Origin of the sequence: Paraburkholderia phytofirmans, assembly GCF_046028095.1 — a bacterium.
Classification (GTDB): domain Bacteria; phylum Pseudomonadota; class Gammaproteobacteria; order Burkholderiales; family Burkholderiaceae; genus Paraburkholderia; species Paraburkholderia phytofirmans_A.
In genome coordinates this window covers 20,032-46,307 of record NZ_JAQQDJ010000027.1, presented here as the reverse complement: position 1 = coordinate 46,307, position 26,276 = coordinate 20,032, and the positions used below count along the sequence as shown (strand labels likewise).

21 protein-coding genes are annotated in these 26,276 nt (G+C 63.7%); 9 read left to right on the top strand and 12 right to left on the bottom strand.

The features are described from left to right. Nucleotides 1-228 precede the first annotated feature (228 nt). The gene (locus PQR54_RS38235) at nucleotides 229-642 is read left to right on the top strand and encodes a VOC family protein (protein ID WP_408255212.1); all 414 of its coding nucleotides are present in this window, start codon (nucleotides 229-231) and stop codon (nucleotides 640-642) included. A gap of 37 nt (nucleotides 643-679) precedes the next feature. Here the strand turns inward: PQR54_RS38235 and PQR54_RS38230 are convergent, their stop codons facing one another. The 6 genes from PQR54_RS38230 to PQR54_RS38205 form a co-directional block, all read right to left on the bottom strand. After that, nucleotides 680-1,804: an FUSC family protein gene (locus PQR54_RS38230; protein WP_408255208.1), complete on the bottom strand. Its 1,125-nt coding sequence runs from the start codon at nucleotides 1,802-1,804 to the stop codon at nucleotides 680-682. 149 nt (nucleotides 1,805-1,953) lie between these two features. Continuing rightward, a complete protein-coding gene (mctP, locus tag PQR54_RS38225; RefSeq protein ID WP_408255206.1) occupies nucleotides 1,954-3,504 on the bottom strand; it encodes a monocarboxylate uptake permease MctP in 1,551 nt (516 codons plus the stop codon). Beyond that, nucleotides 3,504-3,743 carry a DUF3311 domain-containing protein gene (locus PQR54_RS38220; protein ID WP_132375386.1) on the bottom strand — a complete coding sequence of 80 codons (240 nt, stop codon included), beginning with the start codon at nucleotides 3,741-3,743 and terminating at the stop codon, nucleotides 3,504-3,506. The genes mctP and PQR54_RS38220 overlap by 1 nt, the downstream gene beginning before the upstream one ends. A gap of 422 nt (nucleotides 3,744-4,165) precedes the next feature. Further along, entirely contained in the window at nucleotides 4,166-5,098 is a 933-nt protein-coding gene (locus PQR54_RS38215; protein WP_408255204.1) for a class I SAM-dependent methyltransferase, read from the bottom strand. Continuing rightward, a complete protein-coding gene (locus PQR54_RS38210) occupies nucleotides 5,095-5,568 on the bottom strand; it encodes a DNA-deoxyinosine glycosylase (protein ID WP_408255201.1) in 474 nt (157 codons plus the stop codon). The genes PQR54_RS38215 and PQR54_RS38210 overlap by 4 nt, the downstream gene beginning before the upstream one ends. Beyond that, the gene (locus PQR54_RS38205) at nucleotides 5,568-6,251 is read right to left on the bottom strand and encodes a chorismate--pyruvate lyase family protein (RefSeq protein WP_408255198.1); all 684 of its coding nucleotides are present in this window, start codon (nucleotides 6,249-6,251) and stop codon (nucleotides 5,568-5,570) included. Before PQR54_RS38205 ends, PQR54_RS38210 begins: the two co-directional genes overlap by 1 nt. Before the next feature lie 239 nt (nucleotides 6,252-6,490). Between PQR54_RS38205 and PQR54_RS38200 the strand changes: the two genes are divergently transcribed. Continuing rightward, nucleotides 6,491-6,997 carry an OmpA family protein gene (locus PQR54_RS38200; protein WP_408255196.1) on the top strand — a complete coding sequence of 169 codons (507 nt, stop codon included), beginning with the start codon at nucleotides 6,491-6,493 and terminating at the stop codon, nucleotides 6,995-6,997. Between the two features lie 62 nt (nucleotides 6,998-7,059). Here the strand turns inward: PQR54_RS38200 and PQR54_RS38195 are convergent, their stop codons facing one another. Together PQR54_RS38195 and PQR54_RS38190 are read right to left on the bottom strand one after the other, a co-directional pair. Next, the gene (locus PQR54_RS38195) at nucleotides 7,060-8,877 is read right to left on the bottom strand and encodes a tetratricopeptide repeat protein (RefSeq protein ID WP_408255194.1); all 1,818 of its coding nucleotides are present in this window, start codon (nucleotides 8,875-8,877) and stop codon (nucleotides 7,060-7,062) included. Nucleotides 8,878-8,929: 52 nt separating this feature from the next. Beyond that, nucleotides 8,930-10,738 carry a hypothetical protein gene (locus tag PQR54_RS38190; RefSeq protein ID WP_408255192.1) on the bottom strand — a complete coding sequence of 603 codons (1,809 nt, stop codon included), beginning with the start codon at nucleotides 10,736-10,738 and terminating at the stop codon, nucleotides 8,930-8,932. A 258-nt stretch (nucleotides 10,739-10,996) separates the two neighbouring features. Here PQR54_RS38190 and PQR54_RS38185 point away from each other — a divergent pair, with 258 nt between their 5' ends. Continuing rightward, nucleotides 10,997-11,278 carry a hypothetical protein gene (locus tag PQR54_RS38185; protein WP_408255190.1) on the top strand — a complete coding sequence of 94 codons (282 nt, stop codon included), beginning with the start codon at nucleotides 10,997-10,999 and terminating at the stop codon, nucleotides 11,276-11,278. Nucleotides 11,279-11,449: 171 nt separating this feature from the next. On the opposite strand, the gene htpG is transcribed toward PQR54_RS38185, so the two are convergent. Both htpG and PQR54_RS38175 read right to left on the bottom strand, forming a co-directional pair. After that, nucleotides 11,450-13,348, bottom strand: coding sequence for a molecular chaperone HtpG (htpG, locus tag PQR54_RS38180; protein ID WP_408255187.1), 1,899 nt, complete (start codon nucleotides 13,346-13,348; stop codon nucleotides 11,450-11,452). A gap of 206 nt (nucleotides 13,349-13,554) precedes the next feature. Continuing rightward, nucleotides 13,555-15,015 carry an aminotransferase-like domain-containing protein gene (locus tag PQR54_RS38175; RefSeq protein ID WP_408255185.1) on the bottom strand — a complete coding sequence of 487 codons (1,461 nt, stop codon included), beginning with the start codon at nucleotides 15,013-15,015 and terminating at the stop codon, nucleotides 13,555-13,557. A gap of 265 nt (nucleotides 15,016-15,280) precedes the next feature. On the opposite strand from PQR54_RS38175, the gene PQR54_RS38170 reads away from it, so the two are divergent. From PQR54_RS38170 to PQR54_RS38145, 6 genes are all read left to right on the top strand, one after another. Next, nucleotides 15,281-15,982 (top strand): VOC family protein, encoded by a 702-nt coding sequence (locus PQR54_RS38170; protein ID WP_408255182.1) that lies wholly within the window; start codon nucleotides 15,281-15,283, stop codon nucleotides 15,980-15,982. 72 nt (nucleotides 15,983-16,054) lie between these two features. Further along, nucleotides 16,055-17,251, top strand: coding sequence for an aminotransferase-like domain-containing protein (locus tag PQR54_RS38165; RefSeq protein ID WP_408255180.1), 1,197 nt, complete (start codon nucleotides 16,055-16,057; stop codon nucleotides 17,249-17,251). A gap of 96 nt (nucleotides 17,252-17,347) precedes the next feature. Continuing rightward, nucleotides 17,348-17,812 carry a RidA family protein gene (locus PQR54_RS38160; protein ID WP_106306481.1) on the top strand — a complete coding sequence of 155 codons (465 nt, stop codon included), beginning with the start codon at nucleotides 17,348-17,350 and terminating at the stop codon, nucleotides 17,810-17,812. Between the two features lie 182 nt (nucleotides 17,813-17,994). Continuing rightward, nucleotides 17,995-18,885 (top strand): PhzF family phenazine biosynthesis protein, encoded by an 891-nt coding sequence (locus tag PQR54_RS38155; protein WP_408255178.1) that lies wholly within the window; start codon nucleotides 17,995-17,997, stop codon nucleotides 18,883-18,885. A gap of 493 nt (nucleotides 18,886-19,378) precedes the next feature. Further along, the gene (locus PQR54_RS38150) at nucleotides 19,379-21,733 is read left to right on the top strand and encodes a bifunctional diguanylate cyclase/phosphodiesterase (protein ID WP_408255176.1); all 2,355 of its coding nucleotides are present in this window, start codon (nucleotides 19,379-19,381) and stop codon (nucleotides 21,731-21,733) included. A gap of 166 nt (nucleotides 21,734-21,899) precedes the next feature. Continuing rightward, nucleotides 21,900-23,108 carry a chromate transporter gene (locus tag PQR54_RS38145; RefSeq protein WP_408255174.1) on the top strand — a complete coding sequence of 403 codons (1,209 nt, stop codon included), beginning with the start codon at nucleotides 21,900-21,902 and terminating at the stop codon, nucleotides 23,106-23,108. A 102-nt stretch (nucleotides 23,109-23,210) separates the two neighbouring features. On the opposite strand, the gene PQR54_RS38140 is transcribed toward PQR54_RS38145, so the two are convergent. Both PQR54_RS38140 and parC read right to left on the bottom strand, forming a co-directional pair. Then, nucleotides 23,211-23,669, bottom strand: coding sequence for a CopD family protein (locus PQR54_RS38140; RefSeq protein ID WP_012432243.1), 459 nt, complete (start codon nucleotides 23,667-23,669; stop codon nucleotides 23,211-23,213). A 262-nt stretch (nucleotides 23,670-23,931) separates the two neighbouring features. Beyond that, nucleotides 23,932-26,256, bottom strand: a complete 2,325-nt coding sequence (gene parC / locus PQR54_RS38135; RefSeq protein WP_408255172.1) for a DNA topoisomerase IV subunit A — start codon at nucleotides 26,254-26,256, stop codon at nucleotides 23,932-23,934. Between the last annotated feature and the right edge of the window lie 20 nt (nucleotides 26,257-26,276).

Genomic DNA, 26,276 nt, shown 5'->3' with positions numbered 1-26,276 from the left:
ACCGCGGCAAAGAAAGTAGGCAAAGAAAGCCGCTTTGCACCGCCAGCCCATAAGCGGGGGCCCTCGCGCAGTCGCGGTAGTGGTGCATCTGGAATCTGTGTTCTCGCACACTCCGCGTTCGTGACAAGGCGCTCATTCTTCCGGCGGCGCTGCGCGCGCCGCGCGGTAGTTCTTCAAACGGTGGGCTTTTGCGGGATGTCGCGCGGCTCACCCCTTCCGGAGACGATCATGGTTGTTCAACCTTACGTGTTTTTCAACGGACGTTGCGAGGAAGCGCTCGACTATTACTGCGCTAAGCTCGGCGCTCAGGTGACCCTCAAGATGCGCTATAAGGAGGCGCCGCCCGATCCGCAAAATCAGCCGCGCCCCGGCCTCGAAGAAAAAATCATGCACGCCAATGTGCGCATGGGCTCGACCGATTGGATGGCCTCCGACGGCCATTGCGACCCCACCGCCACCATGAACGGCTTCAGCCTCTCGCTAACCGCCGACGACGCCGCGTCCGCCGAAAAGTACTTCAACGCACTGGCCGAGGGCGGCCAGGTAACGCTCCCGTTTCAACCAACCTTCTGGAGCAAAGGCTTCGGCATGGTGGTCGACCGCTTCGGTCTCATGTGGATGGTGACAGTGCCCGAAAGCTGAGCGCAACAGCGCAGCGGAAAACAATGAGCGCGCCCGCTCAAACCTTCAATAAAGGCCGCGCACGCCGTTCGATGTTCCAGTTCGGCTCGGTTTCCAATAACCGCTCGCGCAGGCGGTCCACCTGTTCGGCAAGCCGTTGTCCGAGCCAGTACGGCCCCTGAAATTCGGGCGGCAGCCTCAGCGCCACGTCGCCGTGCGTCTGCGCGAGCGCCGACGCGGACGGAATGCCGAAGTGCGTCGCCCGGCCAAAGCGCAGGCCGCGCGCCATCGCCAGCAGGATCGCGCGCACGGTGCGCACCTCGACGCCGCATTGCTCGGCGTATGCGGCGCGCGCCGTGGCGTCGGCGTGCATCAGCGGACCGGTGGCGAGCAACTCCAGCGAACTGAGCACCGAGCGGTGCAGCCGCTGAATCTCCTCGAGCTTCGACTGCGGCACCTCGATTTCCTTTGCCACCGAAGGCATCAGCGAACGCAATTGCACGAGCCGCTTGTTGATCGCCAGAAAGCGCTTGACCTGCTCTTCCTCGCTGATCGTCTCGCCCTCCAGCAGCCGCGTGTAGATGCGCGCACATTCGCGCAGATTGATTGCGAGCCCGTAGCGCCATGAATAAGTGGCATGCAGCGGCAGCGCAAACGAAAACGCCAGCGCAATCACAATGCCGATCAGCACGTTCGCCGTGCGCCACAGGCCGACGTCGATCTGGTTGTCGCCGTGGCCCGCGACAATGCACATCGTGATCGCCGTCAACAGCCCGATATAGCCCGACGAGCCGATCGCGAACCACGCGCAGATGCCCGCGACGATCGACATCAGCACATAAGTGAGCGGCGGCGAATCGGTCAGGTTCTGCAGCACGATCAGCGCGAGCCCGATCGATGCCCCGAGCAGCGTACCCGCCGCCCGCTCCGCCGCCTTCTTGCGGATATTGCCGTGATGCTGCAAGCCGCCGATCACCACCAGCAAAGTGACCGACGACCAGATGCCGTGCGGAATGTCGATACCGGTGGTGGCCAGAATCGACACCAGCATGGCCAACCCGACACGCAGACTGTGCAGCACCTTGGCGTGGCGATAGCGGTAGTAAGGCGACGTCACCGCGCGGATCATCCGGCTGAGCGCCGAGCGGCGTGGAATCAAGGTGTGGGAATCGGCAGAAGCCATGGCGGCGCGCTCGATACGGTGAAGGACGGTTCCGCTATCCTGCCCTGGAGTGACCTATCAAGACAAACGCCCGCACACTCTCGTGCGCGGGCGTCGCGGTTTTCGGGCTGTCGCGCCGCGTGGAGCGGCACGACATGAAGCAGCCATGATCAGCTTTCGACCACGTCCAGATAGTCTTCCGGACGGGTACGGTCTTCGGCGCGCTGCATGCCGAACGCACGCACCAGCAGACTCACCACCACCGCCACCACCAGGTTCACGATCAGCGACCACACCGCGGCATAGCCCGGAATCGCCATGCCGAACAGGTGGATCGTGAAGATCGAACCGGCCAGCTTCAGCGAAATCGCCATCCACGTGCCGGTCGCAATGCCGACTGCCCAGCCGATCAGCAGGCCGCGGTAGTCGAGCACACGCGTGTAAAGACCGAGCACGATCGCCGGCAAGGTCTGGATGATCCAGATACCGCCGAGCAGCTGCAACTGGATCGCGTACGTGAGCGGCAGGCCGAGAATGAACGCCACCGCGCCGACCTTGACGATCAGCGAGACCAGCTTCGCGACATTGGTCTCCTGCTCGTTCGTCATGTTGCGATTGACGAACTCCTTGTGGATGTTGCGCGTGTACAGGTTAGCGGCCGCAATCGACATGATCGCCGCCGGCACCAGCGCGCCGATGCCGATCGCCGCGAACGCCACGCCGACGAACCACGACGGGAAGTAATGCAGGAACAGCGCCGGCACCGCGAAGTTCGGGCCGAACGCCTTGAAGTACGGCGCGAACTCCGGCATGTCCTTCACGCCCGAAGCCAACGCCATGAAGCCGAGCAGCGCGAGCAGGCCGAGCACCAGCGAGTAAGCCGGCAGCATCGCCATATTGCGGCGGATCGTGTTACCCGACTTCGACGACAGCACCGCCGTGATCGAGTGCGGGTACAGGAACAGCGCGAGCGCCGAACCCACCGCGAGCGTCGCGTAGGCGCTGTAGCCGTTCAGGCTCGAGACGTCCGGCGCCTTCAGCAGCAGCTTGGCCGGCGGCACCACGCTGAAGATGTGGCCGAAGCCGCCCAGTTGCGGCGGAATCACGATGATCGCGGCGAAGATCGTGATGTAGATCAGCACGTCCTTGACCACCGCGATCATGGCCGGCGCGCGCAGACCCGAGGTGTACGTGTACGCCGCAAGGATCGCGAACGCGATGATCAGCGGCAGATCGCCGACAAAGCCCTTGGTGTCGAAACCGAGCGCGCCGATCACCACTTCGATACCGACCAGTTGCAACGCAATGTACGGCATGGTCGCGACGATGCCGGTCACGGCGATCGCCAGAGCGAGCATTCGGCTGCCATAGCGCGCCGACACGAAGTCCGCCGATGTCACGTAGCCCTGACGTTTGGCGATGCTCCACAGTTTCGGGAACACCACGAACGCGAACGGATAGATCAGGATCGTGTACGGCAGCGCGAAGAAACCCGTTGCGCCCGCACCGAACACCAGCGCCGGCACGGCGATGAAGGTGTACGCGGTGTACAGGTCGCCGCCCAGCAGGAACCACGTGACGATGGTGCCGAAGCGCCGGCCGCCGAGGCCCCACTCTTCCAGATGCGCCAGATCGCCGCGCCGCCAGTGGGCCGCGATAAAGCCGAGAATCGTGACGCCGATGAAAAACAGAACGAAGACGAAAGTTGCAATGGCGTTCATTATCGTGCGCCCCCCTGCGGACGGCCGCTGGAGCGCGTCTTGGTCTTGAAGTACACGAGCGCCGTGATGACCGCGCTGATCAGCACCCACAGGAGCTGATACCAGTAGAAGAACGGAAAGTCGAACAGCACCGGTTCGACCTTGTTATATGACGGCACCCAGATCATCGCGATCCAGGGCAACAGCAGCAACCAGAGCCAGTGCTTGCTGGCCTTGTTCGCGTCGGCGTCGTGAGCCATGACGTCTCCTCTTCCCTATTATTGAAATGTTGGCCCGTGTTTGACGGGTGGTGGATCCCGCTGCGAGGGGTCGCCCCGCGTATGCTCACGGGCGCCCCGAAAGCCTCGAAAGAGTATAGGAGCGGCGAGAGCGCGGTCAAGCAGGGGCGACCCCAGCACGACCGTGCTTTCAGGGTCGGCGCGAAGGCGTTTCAGCTAGATGAGTTCAAGCGCTGCGGCGAGGCGCATCAGGGCGTGCCGCGTGGGTCTGACAGGCCGGCCCGCTTCGCGAGGAAGAGGACCGGCTGTTCAATGCGTGATGGATGAAGGCGGCGAACGTCGCGTGGGCGCAACGGCGCGTGGCGCGCCGGCGAGGACATTCAGTCCATGCACTGCTTTGGATCGGACCGGCTTGCGCGGCCCGACCGCATGGGTCGTCGCAATCAGATCAAGAACGAGTCGCCGTTCTGCCCGGTCGATTCCTGCAGACCCTTGATCCACTTACGCGCGGGCAGACCGAGTTCCGTTTCGATCAGCCTGGCGCGCGCTTGCAGCGCCGTGAACGGCACCTCGAGCGCCGGACCCGAGAACGCGATCGCGATGCGGTTGCCGTCGTGCACTTCCGGCAGCGCGACCACGCGGCCGTCGAAGGCTTCGTTCAGACGCTTCATGTTGCGCACGAAGCTCGGGTGATCGCCGAACAGGTTCACCGTCACCACGCCCGCGTCGGTCAGACACGCGCGCACCGCGCGGTAGAAGCCGACGCTGTCGAGCACCGGACCGCGCGCCGTCGCGTCATAGACGTCGATCTGCAACGCGCCGATCGTGCCGTGGTTGGCGCGGTCGTTGACGAAGTCCCACGCGTCGGCTTCGTGCACCGTCAAGCGGGCGTCGTCGTGCGGCAGTTCGAACATCGTGCGCGCGGCTACCACGACCGCCGGGTTCACTTCCACCGCCTCGACCTTCGCGCGCTTCAGGAAGCGGTGCGCGAACTTGGTCAGCGCCGCGGCGCCCAGACCGAGCTGGACGATGCGCTTGGGCGTTTCGATAAACAGCAGCCAGGCCATCATCTGCTGCGCGTATTCGAGTTCGATGTGATCCGGCTTGCGCAGACGCATCGCGCCTTGCACCCACTCCGTGCCGAAATGCAGGAAGCGCACACCGCCTTCTTCGGAGAAAGTGACCGGCGCGAAACGCGGCTTGCGGGGAGTTTCGATTTGCGGCGCGTCGTGCAGATCGTCGTCGTGCGAAACGCGCGTTTTGTTACGCGCGGCGTTCTGCGATTTATGCGATTTTAGTTTCCCACCGGCGGCGTCGGCGTCGCGGTTGCGGAAGGCACGCGCTTCAGCGGAAGCACGTTTGATCAATTTCGTCATGTAAGGATGTCGCGCCAAAGACGCAATTTTTGGTCGAACGAGAGCATAGCATTCGCCGGACTCGACGAAGGCAGTACGAGGGTGGCGTAGCCCGCCGCGCCGATTACCGGCGCAAAGCGGCCCGCCGTCTTGCCGTTGAAGCAGACTTTTGCGAGCTTCGGCGCGTGCGCGCGCAACGAAGCGAAATCATTCGGGCTGGCATTGCGGATCGCGGCGTCGAGACTGCCTTCGCGCGTGCAGGCGGCGAGCACGTCCCACACGCCGATGCCATGCGCGAGCACGCGGCGCAGGCGCTCCTCGTACGCGAGTTCGGTGAGCGGTTCGTCGAGCACGGTGCCGAGCAGGCGCCAGAACTGGTTGCGTGGATGCGCGTAGTACTGCGTCGCGGCAAGCGACGCCTCGCCGGGAAAACTGCCGAGAATCAGCGTATGCGTATCCGCCGCGGCGACCGGAGGAAAACCGCGCAGCATCAGCGGCTCCGTTCGTCGGACGCACGCGTCGCGGGATGCGCGCGCGATGCGGTGTGTTCGAGCGCACGGCCGTGTTCGCGCACCCGCGGATGGGCGAGCCACTCATCCGATCGGCTCGCGCCTGACAAGTTCGCCAGATGTATCCATAACGCGGGCAGCATGCATTCGGTGACCATCAGCGGCGCACCGTGGCGCTCGAACACCGAGCGGCGCGCGACCAGCGCGTGCGGCGGCAACCCTTCAATTTCACGCGCAGCCAGGCGATAGAGCGCGTGCCGCGCGCTCAACCTGCGGCTCACCAGCGACGACCGCGCCACGCTGCTATCGCTATACAGCAACTCGGCCAGTGGCCGCGTGCGCAGTCGCCGTATGGCCTGCCACACACCGGCGCTCGCGGCGAGCGGCGCGACGCTATGCGCCGCCACGAAAGGCACGCCGTCGACCGACAGCGCGACTTCCCGAACCCAGACCGGCGCACGCGGCACGAGGCCGAGCGCGGCGCTCTCGTCGGCCCACGGCAACGCGACGCCTTCGTGCGTGACGCGTACCGCGACGGCGCCGAGCGCGCGCAGATGCGCGGTCAGTGAACCACCACGGGTCAGCCAGTCTTTCTGGGCGGCGCTGAAGCCGGGTAAGGGCGCGACGCGCCAGTGGGCGTCGGCGGCATCGAAACGGATAGACATGGTGTCGGATTATAACGGCGCGGCTGTCGGACCATTCGCCAACGCGCAGGCCCTGCCCTTCAGCAGATTCCATCGACTACGACAGCGGTCGTGAAGTGCTTTCACCAGCGTGTCGATTTCAGATAGTTCCGATTCTCCGCGGCTCGCGTCGCGCGATAAAACCTCCGTGCTTTGCAAAGCCGGCCGCGCGCGATCAACGGCGCGCCACATGAACGCACAATCAAGGAAACGACACGAAGATGAAGAACATTCTGAGCACAACCGCATGCGCGATCTCGCTCCTGCTGGTGACAGGTTGCGCGGCGCAACTGAACCGCGACACGGAGGTGTCATTGAACAAGGCCGTCGGTATCGAGGTGGCGCCGGTCACCGGCGGTGTCGCGGTCAAGCTGCCCGAAACCGCCCTGTTCGATTTCAACAAATCCGACGTGCGCAGCGATGCGGCCGCGGTCATCGATCGTTCGGCTGTGCTGCTCAAGCGCAGCAAGAAACCGATTGTCGTCGAGGGCTACACCGATAACGTCGGCACGCTCGAATACAACCAGCAGTTGTCCGAAGCGCGCGCGACCGCGGCGGGTTATGCGCTCGTGGCGCGCGGCATCGCCATGGACCGCATTCGCACGAAGGGCAACGCGTACAACAATCCGGTGGCGAGCAACGAAACGCCCGAAGGCCGCGCGCTGAACCGTCGCACCGAGATCGTCGTGCGCGGCGAGACGATGGATACGTTGATGGGCAAGAAGTAACCGACCGCCATTCGCGGCCAACTTCAACCGAAAAACTGGGCGCGTGTGAGGCCGCCCGGTTTTCAGCTGGCGACAAAATCGCGCAATGCTTGCGCGACCTCGTCGAGCACCGTTTCCCAACGCCCCAAGTCACGCTGTCTGAACAGTCGCGCGGACGGATACCACGGACTATCGTCGCGCGCCGTCATCCAGCGCCAGTCGGTAAACGTCGGCACCAGCACCCAGACCGGCGTGCCGCATGCGCCGGCCAGATGGGCAACCGCCGTGTCCACCGTAATCACCAGATCGAGCGACTGCACGATCGCCAGCGTGTCGGCAAACGTGTCGATCTCCGGCCCGAGTCTGTGCATGCCGATATCCACACCCCACGCCACCGCATCATTCTGTGTCTCGCCCTTTTGCAGCGCGAACCAGTGCACGCCGGTCTGTTGCAAAACCGGCAGCCATTGGCGCAACGGAATCGATCGATAACGATCGAGCTCGTACGCCGGATTACCGGCCCAGACAATGCCGACGCGTTTTCCGGGCAGATCGCGCGCATCGGCTGCACAGATTGCGTCGAGCCGGCTGAGCCAGCGTTGCACCTGCGCCGGTACCGCTCGCAGATACGACGTCGCGAGCGGCAGCATCGGCAGGTCCAGCTTCATAGACTCCGGCATGCTGAGCATGCGGCACCAGTAGTCGTACGGTCCGGGCGGCGCGGTCGTCCACGCGGCACGCACGCCGGCCGCGCTTCGCGCCACTTCGCCTAGCGGAGCCTCGACCCAGACGTCGACCTGTGCGCCGCGCCTATGCAACCAGTCGGCCATACACAAGAACTGCAGTTGATCGCCCAGCCCCTGCTCGCCGATGAGCAGAAAGCGGCGGCCCGTCACCCGCTCGCCTTGCCATTCGGGATAAGCCGGGCGAACCAGATCGTGATTTTCCGGCAGGGCTTCATGCCATCGATATTGCTTCCAGCCGTTTTCGTAGTCGCTGGCGCGCAGTTGTGCGGCTGCGAGGTTGAATTGCATCAGCGGATGATCGGGCATCAGCCGCGCGGCTTCGACGGCATGCGCATGCATGGCCGGGAAGTCGCCCAGCATGTTGAACGCAAACGACGCGTTGTGATGCAGCCAGCCGTTGCGCGGATCGACGCCGAGCGCTTCGATGGCGAAGCTGATCGCATCGCTGAAACGCTCCGCGTTGTTCAATGCAAAAGCCACCTGTTGCAACGCGGATGCATCGGCGGCGAAGCGGACGCGCAGTTCGGCGAGCACGCTGTCGATCCCCTCGCCACGCTGTGCTCTCGACAACGCAGTAATCAGGTCAAGGGCGTCCGGCAGATGCGTCGGGTCGAGCGCCCATGCACGCAGCCAGTAGTCTGCTGCGTCCTGATAGCGTTCGACCTCGGTACTGATTCGTGCGAGCGAGCGAACGGCGTGATGCAACGTCGGTTCGAGTTCAAGCGCCTGGAGGTAGTGTTTGCGTGCTTCGACGAGACGCTTCGACAGCGTCAGGCAATCGCCGAGATTCCGATGCAGACTCACGGTGCCGCCACCGAGGCCCACTGCGCGATGGTAGAACGCTTCGGCCGCGATCAGCTCGCCGTCCAGCGCGGCGATCAAGCCGCGATGCTCCCAGATATCCGCGCGCTCAGGCGCGACGTTCAATGCCCGATCGAAATGCTCGCGCGAACGGTCGGGCCGATCGACGCAAAACAAGGCGAGGCCGAGTCGATGGAGCGCGTGTACGTTGTGCGGCTGTGCCGCGAGAACGCGTTCGTAGTCGGCAATCGCTTCGTGATGGCGCCCCTCGGCAAAGCAGGCGTCGGCCTGCACGGTGGTCGCACCGAGTGCGTTGGAAACGCTCGTGAGGAATGGGAATTCGTGTTCGTGCATCAAAGTCGATCAGTTGCGTGAGTTGCTCTGAACCTGGCGTGGCTTGCGCCGCTCAGGTTGTCTGGTCCGGCGCCAGCATCGTCTTCAGACGCGCGGCCACCCGCTCGACCACCGGCGCCCATTGCGCAGGCTGCGGCTGCCGGAACAGTTCGACCGAGTCATACCAGGGCTGCGCCTCTTCGTTGCCCCACGACCAGTGCGAGACGTGATCGAGCATTGCCAGCACGCGATGCCCTAATGCTCCGCCGAGATGCAACGGCGCGCTGTCGATCGTCACCAGCGCGTTCAGCGCGCTGAGATGCGCCGCGACGTCGTCGAAGCCGTCTTTGTAATCGCCGGTCAGATCGCACAGGCGATATCCCTGCGCGGCGAGCACCGTCACATCGGCGTGGCGTTCGGGCGTGAGCGGATGGAACACGATATCCGGAAGCGCCAGCAGCGGCGTCAGCGCTGCAAGCGGAATCGACCGCTTGGCGTCGCGCCGATGCGTCGGGCTGCCCGACCAGACGAGACCGACGTGCCACTTCGCATCGGGAGAGTGCGCGGCGATCCGTTCGCGCCAGACCGCCGCCTTCGTTGCATCGGCCTGCAGGTAGGGCGCGCCGCGCACCTGCTCCGGCTCGAGACCGAGCACGAGCGGCAGGCTCATGAGCGGCAACGCGTAATCCGGCGAGCCGAGCGGGCCTTCTTCGATCGACACGCAATTCGCGTAGAAACGCGCAAACAGCGGTTGCAGCGCGCGACGCACGGCAAGCACCAGCCGTCCGCCTTCGTCACGCACGCGTGCCGCCAGCTGCGGAACGAAGCGCACCATCTGGATGTCGTCGCCGCAACCCTGCTCGCTGTGCACGACCAGGGTCTTGCCGGCGAGCGCTTCGCCACGCCAGCGCGGGCACAAACGTGTCATTACGCTGACGACATTGTTCTGTTCGCGGTCTTCGCGCGCGAGACGCGCCTCGAAACGAGGCCACGCGCTCGACCAATCGCCGCGCCGCAGTTCCAGGTCCGCCAGATCGACCGCTGCCTGCACCGCTGACGGATCGATCGCGAGCGCCGCTCGCAGCGCGGCCTCGCTGTCCGCGTAGCGCGCCTGTTCGTTCAGATACATGCCGATGGCCGCGAGCACGTTCGCATTGCCGGGCGCGACGGCGTCCACGGCGCGCATGGTGGCCTCCGCCGCGGCTGCGTCGTTGCACTGCCATTGCGCGTGACTGAGTTGCCACGCCATCTCCGCATCGGCGGGATTGCGCGCAAGACTTTCGCGGCAGATACGCTCGACCATCGGCCAATCGCGCATCTCGCGCAACGCCAGCACGAGTTGCAACGGCAACGCCGGATCGATCGAGGGGTCTAGCGCAAACGCGCGCAGCAGCGCCGCGCGACGCTCGTCCCGCGCACTCGTCTCCGGCAGTTCTGCCAACGCGATCGACAACCACCACGGCGCACGCGCGTCCTGCGGCGCCCGACGCTCATACGCACGCAAGATTCGCGCGGCCGCCGAATGCACGCCGCACGTGCCGATCAGCCACGCGACCCAGTCGATCGTCGTCTCGACCGGCTGCGCGGCTACCGCCCGCTCGCTGTTGCGCTGCGCGGCGCCGGCGTAGCCGAGCGCGTCGGCGAACAGAGCGATCCGCGCATGGCGTGCGCCGTTCGCACACGCTTGCGCCTGCGACGCGCTGTGATACGCCTCTTCGAAACGCCCCGCGCTCGCGCACAGGTCGGCGTGCAACTGCGGCGTCCCGCCTGCCACGGCGAATTCGACTGCGCGACGCGCGGCGGCATCGAAGCCTTGCTCGCGCAGGATGGACCACAGGAGATGAACGGAATCGAGGGGTACTGCCAGAGCGGAATCGGACATGGGAATTCAGAGCGTTGTTGTCATGCGCGAAGGCGTAATCACAAAAATAGGACCCAGTGCTTTCAATGCTTAGAGATTGGAAATAATCCTTCAAGCCTCCGAATAAAATTCGCGCGAGCATAAGACAAAACCGCGCTTTTACATCTCATAAACTAATCTCAATTTAATACCATTGATTCTATTTAGTTAGTTAACCATAATTAATTTCAATCGACTGCGAGCAGCACCCCTTAGTCGATCAGATCAATCAACTACAACATGGAGCAAACTTTGAACACTGGAAAATCGAAGGAAACATCCGACAGCATCGCTCATCTGGCTGCGGTCGTTTTACGGCGCGCGGGCGTCGCGCAACTGGAGAAAGAACTGGCGGGCTCAGCGCTGGCGCAACACCACACGTCGAAACAGACCAGCAAGGCTATCGGCAGTCTCGCCGCAAAAGTGCTGGCCGATCACACTTCATGTCACGAGGCCAAAGAATTGGCCGGTAGCGTGCTCTCGCAAGTGCGTCATCTGGAGGGGCCGGCGCCAGCGCGTTAAGTGATCGGCTTGAGGGGGGGGCGAAGGTGGGAGTAGGCCGGGCTTCGCCAGCCAAGTCAAGCTACGTCATGTCTAGCCATTGCGCAGGGCAAAAAAAATGCGCTGCCGAAGCAGCGCATTTTTCAACCTCAAACGTCAGTACGACGCCGTGGCATCAAACTCGGCCCACGCTCAGTTCGCGCGCGCCAGCAGCAGCGCATTGGTGCGCTTCACGAAACTCGCGGGATCGTCCAGCGCGCCACCTTCGGCGAGCAATGCCTGATCGAACAGCAGATGGCACCAGTCGTCGAAGTTCGCGCTGTCCGCGTGCAGGCCCTTCACCAGCGCGTGCTCCGGATTCACTTCGAGAATCGGATGGAACGACGGCGCCGTCTGGCCCGCGGCCTTGAGCATACGCTGCAGATAGCCGCTCATTTCGCCGTCGTCGGCAACGAGGCAGGACGGCGAATCGGTGAGGCGGAACGTGAGACGCACGTCCTTGGCCTTGTCCTTCAGCGCTTCCTTCATCTTCTCGACGAGCGGTTTGAACTCTTCGCCGACCTTTTCCTGCGCCTGCTTTTCCTCGTCGTTCAACGCGCCCAGATCGAGATCGCCGCGCGCCACGCTTTGCAGCGGCTTGCCTTCGAATTCGTTCAGGAACGACAGGATCCACTCATCCACGCGATCGGTCAGGAGCAGCACTTCCACGCCCTTCTTGCGGAACACTTCGAGGTGCGGGCTGTGGGTCGCGGCCTGCCAGGTGTCGGCGGTCACGTAGTAGATCTTGGTCTGCTCAGGCTTCATGCGCGCGACGTAGTCGGCCAGCGACACGGTCTGCTCGGCAGTCTCCGTATGCGTCGACGCAAAGCGCACGAGTTTCGCGATCCGCTCGCGGTTGGCAAAGTCTTCGCCGATGCCTTCCTTCAGCACCTGGCCGAATTCCTTCCAGAAGCCAGCGTACTTTTCCTTGTCGGCCTCGTTATCCGAGTTGGCCAACTCTTCCAGCATGGACAGCGAACGCTTGGTCACGCCTTCGCGGATCGCCTTCACGTCGCGGCTTTCCTGCAGGATTTCGCGCGACACGTTCAGCGGCAAATCCGCCGAATCGACCACGCCCTTCACAAAGCGCAGATACGCAGGCAGCAGTTGCTCGGCGTCGTCCATGATGAACACACGCTTCACGTACAGCTTCAGGCCGCCGCGATAGTCGCGATTGAACATGTCGAACGGCGCGTGGGTCGGCACATACAGCAATTGCGTGTACTCGCTGCGGCCTTCCACACGGTTATGCGTCCACGTGAGCGGATCCTGATGGTCGTGCGAGAGGTGCTGATAGAACTGCTTGTACTGCTCGTCGGTGATCTCGTTCTTCGAGCGCGTCCACAGCGCGCTGGCCTGATTGACGGTCTCGTCCTCGTCCTTCGTAACCATCTGGCTCTTTTCCGCGTCCCACTCTTCCTTCTGCATCAGGATCGGCAGCGCGACGTGGTCGGAGTACTTCTGGATAATCGACTTCAGACGATGCGACGACAGCAGCTCGTCTTCATCCGCACGCAGATGCAACGTGATGGTCGTGCCGCGCGCGGCGCGCTCGATCTGCTCGACCGCGAAATCGCCTTCACCCGCGCTTTCCCAGCGCACGCCTTCCGAGGCCGGCAAACCGGCGCGGCGCGTTTCGACCGTGATCTTGTCCGCGACGATGAAGCCCGAATAAAAGCCCACGCCGAACTGGCCGATCAGCGCCGCATCTTTCTGCTGGTCGCCGGAGAGCTTGCCGAAGAATTCCTTGGTGCCCGAGCGGGCGATCGTGCCGAGGTTGGCGATCGCTTCGTCGCGGCTCATGCCGATGCCGTTGTCGTCGAGCGTGATGGTGCGCGCGGCCTTGTCGTACGACACGCGAATCCGCAGGTTCGGATCGTTTTCGTACAGCGCACTGTTTTCGATCGCTTCGAAGCGCAGCTTGTCGGCCGCGTCGGAGGCATTCGAAATCAGCTCGCGCAGGAAAATTTCCTTGTTGCTGTACAGCGAATGGATCATCAGGTGCAGAAGCTGTTTCACTTCTGCCTGAAAGCTCATGGTTTCTTGTGCCATGGTCGGACTTCCTCTCTGTTGCGAATGGGATTCAGGTCAGGGCTGGCGCCGTTCGTTGCGGCCTGCCGGCGGCGCGTGATGCGCGGCGGCCCCGTAGCGGACCGCCGGAGCACCGAAGCACCGTCATTACGGAGACGCGATAAACGCGCACCCGAACGGCGCTGCCGCCGGTTTGTCCGCCTAATTGGGGGCAAGCCGGCGGGGTTTCAAGAGGCGCGGCGCGCCACGCTGTCGAGATACCGGCACAAAAAAGTGGCCAGTTCCGGATCGCCGCAATTGGCAATGTTGAAGCGCATCCAGGTGGTCGACGATTGCTGCGGAGAAAACAGGCTGCCGGGTGTCAGCAGAAAACCGGCTTCGTGGCCGGCTGCCGCCAGCGCGTCGGCGTCGACGCCCGTGTCGGCCCACAAAAACATGCCGGCCATGGGCGTCAGAAACAGCTTCAGGCCGGTCTTCTCCAGCATCCGCACGGACTTCTCGCGCACGCCGTCGAGCCGCACGCGCAGCCGTTCGACATGCCGCCGGTAGTGGCCTTCGGTCAAAATTTTGTACAGCACACGCTCGTTCAGTTCCGGGCTCGTCATGCCGACCAGCATTTTCTGGTCGCTGACCGCGGTCGCCACTTCGGGCGCGCAGGCAATGAAACCGACCCGCAGATTCGGCGCGAGTGTTTTCGAAAAGCTGCCGAGATAGATCACGCGTTTCAGCTGGTCGAGGCTCGCCAAGCGCGTGCCCGGATAGCTCGGCGGACACAGATCGCCGTAAATATCATCCTCGACGACGATGAAATCGTACGCTTCAGCGAGGCGCAGAATGCGGAACGCCTGGGCCGCCGTGAGCGACGTGCCGGTCGGGTTCTGCAGCACCGAATTGATCACCAGCATTTTCGGCCGCCAGGTTTGCACCAGCGTTTCGAGCGCGTCGAGATCCGGGCCGTCCGGCGTGTACGGCATGCCGACGAGCCGCGCGCCCTGCGACGCGAAACGCCCGAACATCTGAAACCACGCCGGATCGCCGACGATCACCGCATCGCCCGGCTTGACGTAGATGCGCGAGATCAGGTCGATGGCCTGCGTGATGCCGGACACCATCACGATCTGATCCGGCGACGCACCGATCTCCAGTTCTTCGAGCCGCGTCTGCAACTGCTGGCGCAGTGGCAGAAAACCCTGCGGCGTGCCGATGCCGAGCATCTGCGCGCCGCTTTGCCGGCCGAGCGTGCGCAGCGCGTTGGTGATCAGGTCGCCGTCGAGCCAGCGCGCCGGCAGATAACCCAGCCCAGGACTACGCTCGGGACGCGCGCCGGTGTGCAGCATGTTGCGCAGCAGCCAGACCACGTCGATCGTGGCGGGCGCCGGCGCCGCCGCGGTGAGCGGATGAATCTCGGCGGTAGCGCTGGCCGCGCCGCCCAGCCGTTCGCGCACATAGAACCCGGAGCCGCGCCGCGACTCCAGAAAACCCTGCGCCACCAGCCGCTCGTACGCCTCGACCACCGTGAAGCGCGACACGCCCTTGTCGAGCGCCAGCTTGCGGATCGACGGCATGCGCATGCCGGGGCGGAACGCGCGCTCCTCGATGCGGCGGCGCGCCCACTGGACGAGTTGCTCGACCAGCGTCAGCGACGCGGTGTCGTGCGGAGTGGGAATCTGGGCAAGCGGGACGGACATGGCGGGCTCCAACTGTACCGAACAGTATCGAATCGATTGTATCGTTACTGTGCCGGTCGGCGTCGCTACATTTCCAGATAAGAAAGGATGGAATGGTGGTACGGCGAGCCTTACAACGCGCCACACGGCCTCCGGCAAAACCCTGCCGCACCCCATCCGCATGGCCCGCCGATCCGGCAAACGGTTATGCTTACGGCCCCGGCAGCGTTGCCGCGACACCCGGCCCGCCCCGGTTCACCGCAGAAAACCGTTTCCCCGCTCCGTCATGACTGCTCATTCGCTCCGCCTCGATCACCTCGTGATTTCCGCCCGCACCCTCGACGAGGGTACGCAGTACGTCGCCGATACGCTCGGCGTCGCGCCGGCCGGCGGCGGCGCGCATCCGCTGATGCGCACGCACAATCGGCTGCTGAACCTGTGGGGCAGGGTGTATCTGGAAGTGATCGCGGTCGATCCGCAAGCCGCAGCCCTGGACAATGCGCCGGCCGACGTCAGCGCGCCGCGGCCCCGCCTGTTCGCGCTCGACGACCCGGCAACGCATGCGCGGCTCGAAAACGGGCCGTATCTGTCGCACTGGGTCGCACGGGTCGAACGGCCGAAGCACCTGCCGACCTGGCAAACGCAGTATCCGCAGCGCATTCCCCCCGTCGTGCCGATGACGCGCGGCGATTTCACGTGGGGCCTGACCGTGCCCGACGACGGCGCGTTCCCCGCCTGGCAAGGCATCGGCGACGGTGTGCTGCCCTCGCTGATTCAGTGGGATACGACGAAGCATCCGTCCACGTCCTTGCCGGAAACGGAGATTTCGCTGAAAGCCTTGAAAGGCGCGCACCCGCAAGCCGACACGGTCGCGGCGCAACTGCGCTGGCTCGGCGCAGCGCACCTGATCGAGTTGCAATCCACGGAAGGCGCGCCGGCGCTCATCGCCGAGTTTGAAACACCCAACGGTCTACGGACCCTTAAATAAGCAGCGCGCGCGGGTCGCCGACTCGCGCGATAATCGAAGTTTTGACCGGTTCCAGTACCAGCAGAGGAGACCATGGACCAAAGCGACTTGAAAGCCCCCACGTGGCAATTGTCCGAACGCGCACGCAAGCTCACGAGCTCGGCGATTCGCGAGATTCTGAAGGTCACGGAGCGGCCCGAAGTCATTTCCTTCGCGGGCGGCTTGCCCTCGCCGGCTACGTTCCCGGCCGAACGCATGCGCGCCGCGTCAGACCGCATTCTGCGCGACGAACCCGCCGCGGCGCTGCAATACAGCGCAACCGAAGGTTTCCTGCCGCTGCGTGAATGGATCGCGAAGCGCTACTCGGTGAACGGCGCGCAGATCCGTCCGACCCAAGTGCTGATCACCACCGGCTCGCAACAGGCGCTCGACCTGCTCGGCAAGGTGCTGGTGTGCCCGGACAGCCCGGTGCTGGTCGAAACGCCGACCTACCTCGGCGCGCTGCAATCGTTCTCGATGTACGAGCCGCGTTACGTGCAAGTGCCGACCGACGAACACGGCCTCGTTCCCGAAGGCCTCACGCCCGAGCTGACGGCCGGCGCGCGACTGCTCTACGCGCAACCCAATTTCCAGAATCCGACGGGCCGCCGCCTGCCGGTCGAACGCCGCCGCGCGCTCGCCGAGTTCGCGAAGACCGCGCCGTTCCCGGTGATCGAAGACGACCCGTACGGCGCGCTCGACTACGCCGGCGAACCGCTGCCCACCATGCTGTCGATGGCGCCGGACCACATCGTCCATCTCGGTTCGTTCTCGAAGGTGCTGGCGCCGGGCCTGCGAGTCGGCTACATCATCGCGCCCGAAGAATTGATCTTCAAACTCGTGCAGGCCAAGCAAGCGACCGATCTGCACACGCCGAGCTTCACGCAGCGCATCGTGTACGAAGTGATCAAGGACGGCTTCCTCGACACGCACGTGCCGACCATCCGCGAACTGTATCGCGATCAATGCGCGGCGATGCTGGCTTCGCTCGAACGCTACATGCCGGAAGGCGTAAGCTGGAATCGCCCGGAAGGCGGCATGTTCGTGTGGGTGAATCTGCCCGCGCAGATCGACAGCATGAAGCTGCTGGAAGAAGCTGTCGCGCAGAACGTCGCGTTCGTGCCGGGCGGTCCGTTCTTCGCGAACGAAGCGCAGCACAACACGCTGCGGCTATCGTTCGTGACGGTGCCGCCGGCCAAGATCGACGAAGGCGTGTCGCGTCTCGGCGCGCTGATCCGCGCGAAGATCTGAAGTCTGCCGCGCGCTGTTTGCGTGTTTGATGCGCGCGGTTTGCATGATTTCGCCCGACCGCATCCACCGAATTTCACTACTGATCAAGGACGCACCATGGCTCAAACGAATGTGTACGACAAGCTCAAGGAACTGGGCATCGAACTGCCCACCGCCGGCGCGCCGGCTGCCGCGTATGTGATGAGCGCGCAAAGCGGCAACACGGTGTATCTGTCCGGACACATCGCCAAGAAGGACGGCAAGGTCTGGACCGGCAAGCTCGGCGCCACCCTCACCACCGAAGAAGGCAAAGCCGCCGCACGCTCGATCGCCATCGACCTGCTCGCCACGCTGCACACGCATGTGGGCGATCTGAACCGCGTCACGCGCATCGTCAAGCTGATGAGTCTCGTCAACTCGACGCTCGAGTTCACCGAACAGCATCTGGTCACCAACGGCGCGTCCGAACTGGTCGCCGACGTGTTCGGCGAACGCGGCAAGCATGCGCGCTCGGCATTCGGCGTCGCGCAGATTCCGCTCGGCGCATGCGTCGAGATCGAGATGATCGCCGAAGTCGAGTAAAGCAATAGAGCAGTAACGCAGTCGAAGCAGCCGGTTCGTCCGGCGCAGCAAGACAGGAACGCGTCGCGAGGTGTCAGCCACCCGCGGCGCGTTTTGCATTTGTGCAGAGGTAGATCGTTACGTCGTCAACGGATAGAATCCGCCAACCCTATCCATTCGTTTGATTCGCTGGACCGCGCCCGATGCCCGCCCACACTGTCCGTTTCAAACAAGTCGACGTATTCACGGCGGTGCCGTTCAAAGGCAATCCGCTTGCCGTCGTGTTCGATGCCGACGCACTCGATACGACTCAGATGCAGGCCATCGCTCACTGGACCAATCTGTCCGAAACGACGTTTCTGGTGAAGCCGACCGACCCGGCCGCCGACTATCGTGTGCGCATCTTCAGCACGCATGGTGAAATGCCGTTCGCGGGTCATCCGACGCTCGGCACCGCGCACGCGTTGCTCGAAAGCGGTTATCAGCCGAAGCAGGCCGGCAAGCTCGTACAGCAGTGCGGCGTGGGCCTCGTCGAACTCGAGGCGCTGCCGGGAGCGGACGGCGCGTGGGCCTTCGCCGCGCCGCCCGCGCGCGTCACGCCGCTTGCCGAGGATCGCTACGCGGCACTGTCTACGGCTTTACGTAGCGACGCAATCGATTTCAGCGCGACGCCCTGCGCGGTCGACAATGGTGCGCCGTGGCTCGTGGTGCGCGTCAATTCGGCGCGTGAATGCCTCGCGTTAGCACCCGACGCCGCCGCGCTCGCCGAACTCGTGCATTCGGTGGGCACGCACGGCCTCGCTGTTTATGGTCCGCACGAGGCCGACGGCCCGGCCACCTTCGAGGTGCGCTGCCTGATGGCCGGCGGCAGTTTCGGCGTCGGTGAAGACGCGGTGACAGGCAGCGCCAATGCCGCGCTCGCGGGCCTTCTGAGCGCGCAGCAGTTGCGCCCGGGCACGCACTATTCAGTTCGTCAAGGCACCGCGCTGGGCCGGGCCGGCCACGTCTGCGTGCACTACGACGACGCGCGCGGCAAGACGTGGATCGGCGGCGCGTCGGTGACGATTGTCGACGGCACGTTTCGCTTGCCCTGACCGGCACGCCCCTTGCCTCGCTCATGCGTCGGGCACGCAATTGGGAGCGGCATAGGGTTCGCCCTCCCTGGCCGCGCCTGACCACAAAACGCCGCATCGTTTGCACGATTAAATGCGCCTTGCATTGGAAGAGGCCTGTTAAAGGCCTGGCACACCTGAATGCTGGCGCGCCTCGCCGCCGATTCCCGATGGAATACCCGAATATCACCGTCATGCGGCGGCCTCAAGAGCAGCCGCACAGGATGCCAGATTCATCGCAACAGGCATCTTGCCGCGCCCTCGTATACCCGATGCCCGGCCTCTTCCTTAATCCAGTGGCATTAAGTAATATCAAGACGTACCCGATGACCTGCGGATGGTCAGGCACGGCGCCACGCTTATTTCTTCTGCGCAGCAGTTCCGGCACCTTGGTCACCATGCAGCCACTCATGAAATCAGCGCAGTCGACGCTCGTTCGTTTGCAACCGGCCGGCACCCAGGCACGGGCCGCCCGATGAGTCAATCCCGCTTCTCCGACCAGCGCGATGCCAAACCCCGGCGCGACCCCGCAGTGTCGCGCCGGCGCGCGTTGCTCGCCATTCCCGCGCTAGGCGTATTGGTCCTGATCCTGCTTTGGACCGTGATCTTCGCGCGTCTTTCGGTCGAGAAAGAAGCGACCTATCGCGAGGCCATGGCCTCTGCTGCAATTCTTTCCGCGGCGCTGGAACAGCACACCGTCAAGGCGATTCACCAGGTCGATCAGATCACCCGCTTCGTCAAATTCGAGTTCGAGAAAACGCCGAATCATTTCGATCTTGCGAGTACGGTGGAAAAAGGCGTCGTGCAAAGCGAGACACTGGTGCAGGTGTCCTTGATCGACGAACACGGCACGTTGGTCGCCAACACGGCCGAGCTCAACCCCAAGCGCATCGATCTGTCCGACCGCGAACACTTCAAGGTCCACGAACACGAGAACGACGACCAGTTGTTTATCAGCAAGCCCGTGCTCGGCCGCGTGTCCGGCCACTGGACCTTGCAGATGACGCGGCGTCTGAATCATCCGGACGGCTCGTTCGCGGGCGTCGTGGTGGTCTCGGAAGATCCCAGCTATTTCACCACCGACTTCTACAACAACGCGGCGATCGGCCGCGAAGGCGTGATCGCGGTGATCTCGGACAACGGCACCGTGCTCGCGCGGCGCACCGGCAGCACGGAAACCGCCAACGGCGTGTTCTCGGCGAGCGGTTCGTATCCGACCTCGGAGCATGTGTCGGGCACCTATGTCGATTCGATCGACAACGTCACGCGCATCGTGTCGTACCGCCATATCGACGGTTATCCGCTCGGCGTGCTGGTGGGTCTCTCGCAAGCCGAGGAATTCGCCGACTACAACCACACGCGCAACGTCTATCTGATGATGGCGAGTTTCATCTCGCTCGCCATGCTGAGTTTCTTCGCCGTGGCCACCGGCCTGATCGGCAAGCTGCTTGGCCGCGAGCGCGAGATGACGCACCTGGTCGAATACGATCTGCTCACCGGTCTGCGCAATCGCTACGCGACGCTGCAGACCCTGCGGCACGACGTGGCGCAGCAGACCAACCTCGGCCGCCTCGCGATCCTCTTTATCGACCTCGACAACTTCAAGACCGTCAACGACACGCTCGGTCACAACGCCGGCGACATCGTGCTGCAAATGACGGCCTCGCGGCTCGCCACCGCGGTCGGAGAAGGCGGCGCGCTGAGCCGCATCGGCGGCGACGAGTTCGTCGTGGTGATCAAGGGCGACGACGTCGAGAAGCGCGCCGTCGCGCTCGCCGAAGCCGCGGCCGAAGCGTTCGCCAAGCCGTTCGAAGTACGCGGCAGTTCGTTCGTGCTGCATGCAAGCATCGGCATCGCGCTCTACTCGGTCGCCAACGAAAGCGAGATCGACCTGCTGAAAAAAGCCGACCTCGCCATGTACAGCGCGAAAGACGCAGGCAAGAACTGCTATCAGTTCTATTCGCCGCAGCTGTCGCATCGCGCGGATCATTTGATGAAGTGGGAACAGCAGTTGCGCGTGGCGCTCGCCGAAGGCCAACTGTTCCTCGCCTATCAGCCGAAGATCGATCTGACGCGCCGCTGCATTACCGGCTTCGAGGCATTGGTGCGCTGGAATCATCCGCAGCACGGTTTGATTCCGGCCAACGAGTTTATTCCGGTTGCGGAATCGACCGGGTTGATCGTGCCGATCGGCGACTTCGTGATCGAGACCGCCTGCCGTCAACTCGCGCTGTGGCAGCAACAGGGCTACGACACGCTGTCGCTCGCGGTGAACATTTCGGCGGTGCAATTCTGGCGCGGCGACCTGTACGAAACGATCTCGCACGCCATCGAGGAAAGCGGCATCTCCGCGCGCCGCCTCGAACTCGAAATCACCGAAACGGCGATGATGGAGTATCCCGAACTGGTCTCCGAGAAGATCTTCGCGTTGAAGCGCCTCGGCGTGCGCATCGCGCTCGACGATTTCGGCACCGGCTATTCGTCGCTGTCCTATCTGAACCGCTTCTCAGTGGACACGTTAAAGGTGGACCGTTCGTTCATCCAGGCAATTCCAGGCGACCGCAGCGTCTGCGTGATGGTCACCGCGATCGTCAATCTGGCGCGTTCGCTCGGGCTCACGGTGGTGGTCGAAGGCACGGAGACCGAAGAGCAGATTGCATGGCTCGCCGCGCTCGGCCATATCGAGGCGCAGGGCTTTCTATTCTCGCGTCCCGTGCCGGTGGACGCGATTCCGGCGCTGCTGGAACGCTTCGGCGTGTGCGGCATGACGGGCCGCCGCATCGCGCATGAAGCCGACAGCACCAGCAGCGTATCCAGCACCAACACCTGAGCGCGGCGCCCGTTGCGAGCCGTTAACGGTCATCCCCCGCAGCGCCGCAAAACCGGCTACATTCTCGCTGTACCGCATCACAGCGCGATGCCGCCGGCCGGCCGCGCGGACCACTAAACGATGATCTCAAAGGACTAGCGCCCGCGTACCGGGCGCTCTTGGCGCCATGCAGATGATCACGAGCCAGGATGCTGCCAGACGAGGCGAACGGGAACCGCTATGGACGCTGTTCCGGGTCGTGTTCGGCCTGTCCGCGTTGTCATGGGGCGGCCTCGCGCTCATGGCGCAACTTGAAAATCATTATGTCGAGCGTGAAGGACGTCTCTCGCGCGTCGCTTTCTCCGATCTGATCGCGCTCGCATGGATGGTGCCCGGCCCGGTGGGCTGCAACGTCGCCGTGCAACTCGGGCATGCGCTGCGCGGACGCGCCGGCGCCTGGGTCGCGGGCATTGCCAGCGTCCTGCCCTTCTTCATGCTGATGACGCTGTTCGCGATCTTCTACCGCACGCCATTCGTGCGCGCCGCGGCCTCGCAAACCTTGCTCAATCACTTCAGCGTCGTGCTGGCCACGCTGATCGCGATCACCTGGTATAAACAGACGCGTGCGCTGGTGCGCGGCAAACTCGAATGGGTGGCGGCGGTGCTGGGTTGCATCGCGCTGTTCTATGCGCGCAGTCCGGCCGCTTATGTCGTCATGCTCGGGGCGGCCTTCGGCACCGGCTGGTTCGTGAGCCCGGTGCGCAATTCGCGCGTCATCGTGTCGTTCGCGCGCGGCGACTGGCAGATGCTGAGCGCTCTGTCCGTCTTTCTCGCGTTGTTCGCGATGCCGTTGCCGCATCGCTATGAGTTGGCGCTATTGTGGCCGCGGCTTGCGGGTGCCGGCATGACGTTGTTCGGCGGCGGCTTCTCGGCGTTGCCGGTGCTCAAGACGCTGTTCGTTACGCCGGCGATCGGCGTCTCCGATAACGACTTCACGCTGGCGTTTTCGCTTTCGCCGCTGTCGCCCGGACCGCTGTTGAACGTGGTGCCGTTCTTCGGCTATCTGGTGGATGGCTGGGTGGGCGCGCTGATCGCTACGCTCGCGCTGTTCGTGCCGTCGGGGTGCCTCGTCGTGCTGGCGCAGCGGCATCTGCATCAGTTGAAGGCCAATCCGCGCTTCGAGCATGGCATGCGGATTTTGCGCGCCGTCACCACCGCGTTTCTCGCGGTGGCCGTGCTGCGCATTGCCGCGCATGTGCCGTTCAAACCGATTTATCTGTTGACCGCGCTATTCTCCGCCATGTGCTTTGCCAAGCTGAAGGTGCCGGTGTACGTGGTGTACGGAACGGTAGCAGTGGTGTGCGGGCTGTGGCTCGCTTATGGCGCGCTGATCTAGACGACGGCGACGCTTCGCTCAATGATGACGAGACTTGAAGGGCGCGCCGCGCGGCGGTGTCACCACGCGGCTATCAATTTTCAAGCGGGCAATTGCAGAATCTCAGAAGCCGCGCGACAGCACCGCGACGCCGATCGTCACTACGCCGAGCACGATGTTGATCAGCACCAGACGGCGGATCGTGCCGACGGCCCGCGCGCCATCCGGCCATTTTTGCGCTTGCACCGCGCGGCGGATGCGCGGAAATACGGCAAAACGGATGTGCCCGAAGATCAGCATCATCACAATGCCGAGGCCGGCCATGGCATGCAGCGGCCAGGTGGCATGGCCGCCGCCGAATTGCATCAGCAGGAAGCCGCCGGTGAGCAGAATCACCAGCACCGAGGCCGCGACCCAATTGAAGAAGCGGCCGAACACCGATTCCCACAACGGCAAGCGTAATTGCGGCGAGAGATCGGCAATTGCCGGGCGCAGACAGAAATGCGCGAACACCATCCCACCTACCCACACGGCAACCGCGAGCAAATGGAGAAAGAGCGCGAGTTCGATAGCCTTGTTCATGTTGTTTTCCTCTCCCGACGACGCCACGCCGCTTATAACGAGTGCTATGAGCAAGCGGCTATTGAGCGCATTCGACCACGCGCTATGCGCGCAGTTCCATGACACCCGTGGCTTTCGCGTCGTTTTTGTAGTTGTTATCGCAGCATGTTCACGGTAATGGCCATGCTGCTCCCCGGTTTTGTACTCTCAGTACGCACGAACTGCGCACGACAAGCGTCTTGCATGCTAGCAGACGCTTGCCGTGTTCCCACGTCAAGCTTTGTTAAGCGGCCAGCACCGGACGCATACCTTCGAGCTTCATCTTGCTCTCAGGCGCGCGGCCCTTGCGCGCCCGCTTGCCGATATGCGGCACGAGCGCTGCGCCGCTCACCTTCTCTTCATCGACACGGCCGCCACGGCGCGTGCCGATCAACACGACACCCGCGTTGTTGATGGACAGTGCCTGTACGAGCGTTTCCTTGTCGTCGAGCGCCATGAGCGTGACACCGCGGCCGCCGCCCGAGAGCGTCTTCATCTCGTCGAGGCCGAATACCAGCAACCGTCCGCCCGAAGAAAGACACGCAATGTGCGTCGCGTCCGGCAGCATCGGCATCGGCGCGAGCGGCGCGGCGCCGGCATCGATCGTCATGAACGCCTTGCCGGCCTTCACGCGGCTCACCATGTCGCCGACCTTCGCGACGAAGCCGAAGCCGTTGCTCGAAGCAAGCAGCAACGCCTGCTCCGCGGACGCCGCGTAGTAATGCATCAGATGGCTGCCCGACTCCAGTTCGATCAGCGACGTGACCGGCACACCATCACCGCGGCCGCCCGGCAGCATGGCCACCGCGACCGAATAGACGCGGCCGTTGCTGCCCCACGCGACCAGCGTGTCCGGCGTGCGGCACTGGAACGCCGCATAGAGCCCATCGCCGGCCTTGAACGTGAAGCCCGCGACGTCGAGCCCGTGGCCCTTCAGCGCGCGCACCCAACCCTTCTGCGACACCACGACCGTCACCGGTTCGTCGACCACACGCGCTTCGAAGGTCGCGCGCTTTTCCTGCTGGATCAGCGTGCGGCGCTCGTCGCCGTACTGCTTGGCGTCGCCTTCGATTTCCTTGATGAGCAGACGCTTCATCGCCGATTCGCTGCCGAGCAGTTCTTCCAGCTTGGCCTTCTCGTCTTTAAGTTCGGCCAGTTCCTTCTCGATCTTGATCTTCTCGAGCCGCGCCAACTGACGCAGCCGGATTTCAAGAATGTCTTCGGCCTGACGGTCGGACAGGCCGAACGCGGCCATCAACGCGACCTTCGGTTCGTCCGACTCGCGAATGATGCGGATGACTTCGTCGATATTCAAAAAGACGATCATCCGGCCTTCGAGGATGTGAATCCGGTCGTCGACCTTGGTCAATCGATGACGCGTGCGGCGCGTCACCGTGGCGAAGCGGAACGCGATCCACTCGTGCAGGATTTCGCTCAAGCCCTTCTGACGCGGCCGGCCGTCACCACCGACCATGACCATATTGAGCGACGCATTCGATTCGAGGCTCGTATGCGCGAGCAGCGTATTGACGAAATCGGTCTGATCGATGCGGCTCGACTTCGGCTCGAACACGAGACGCACCGGCGCGTCGCGGCCCGATTCGTCGCGCACGGCATCGAGCAGCGCCAGCATGGTCTGCTTCGTTTGCAGTTGTTCGGGCGTGAGCGCTTTCTTGCCGAGCTTGATCTTCGGGTTGGTCTGCTCTTCGATTTCTTCGAGCACCTTCTGCGCGGCCGTGTTCGGCGGCAATTCGGTGATCACCAGTTGCCACTGGCCACGCGCGAGTTCCTCGATCTTCCAGCGGGCCCGCACCTTGAGGCTGCCGCGCCCGCTTTCGTATGCGGCGGAAATCTCCGCGTCGCTCGAAATGATCTGCGCGCCGCCCGGGAAATCCGGCCCGGCGATGTGCTGCATCAATTCCGCGTGTTCGATCTTCGGATTGCGGATCATCGCGACCGTCGCCGCCGCCACTTCGCGCAGATTGTGCGACGGAATTTCCGTGGCCAATCCGACCGCAATACCCGATGCGCCGTTCAGCAACACGAACGGCAGGCGCGCGGGCAACAGCCTCGGTTCCTCGGAAGAGCCGTCGTAGTTGGGCATGAAATCGACCGTGCCCTGGTTGATTTCAGCGAGCAGCAGTTTTGCGATCGGCGTGAGGCGCGCTTCCGTGTACCGCATTGCCGCCGCGCCGTCGCCGTCGCGCGAACCGAAGTTGCCCTGGCCGTCGATCAGCGGATAGCGCATCGAGAAGTCTTGCGCGAGACGCACCAGCGCGTCGTACGCGGACTGGTCGCCGTGCGGGTGATACTTACCGAGCACATCGCCGACCACGCGCGCCGACTTGACCGGCTTCGCGTTGTCGGACAGACCCATGTCGTTCATCGCGAACAGGATGCGGCGCTGCACCGGCTTCTGGCCGTCGCACACATCCGGCAGCGCGCGGCCCTTGACCACGCTCACCGCATAGTCGAGGTACGCGCGTTCCGCGTAATTGCCGAGCGTGAGAAAGTCGCCCTCCGGGGGCGGCGGCTCGGTGAAAAGGTCGAGAGTGTTATCGTCGTCCATCTAGATTCCGTATCCGTGTT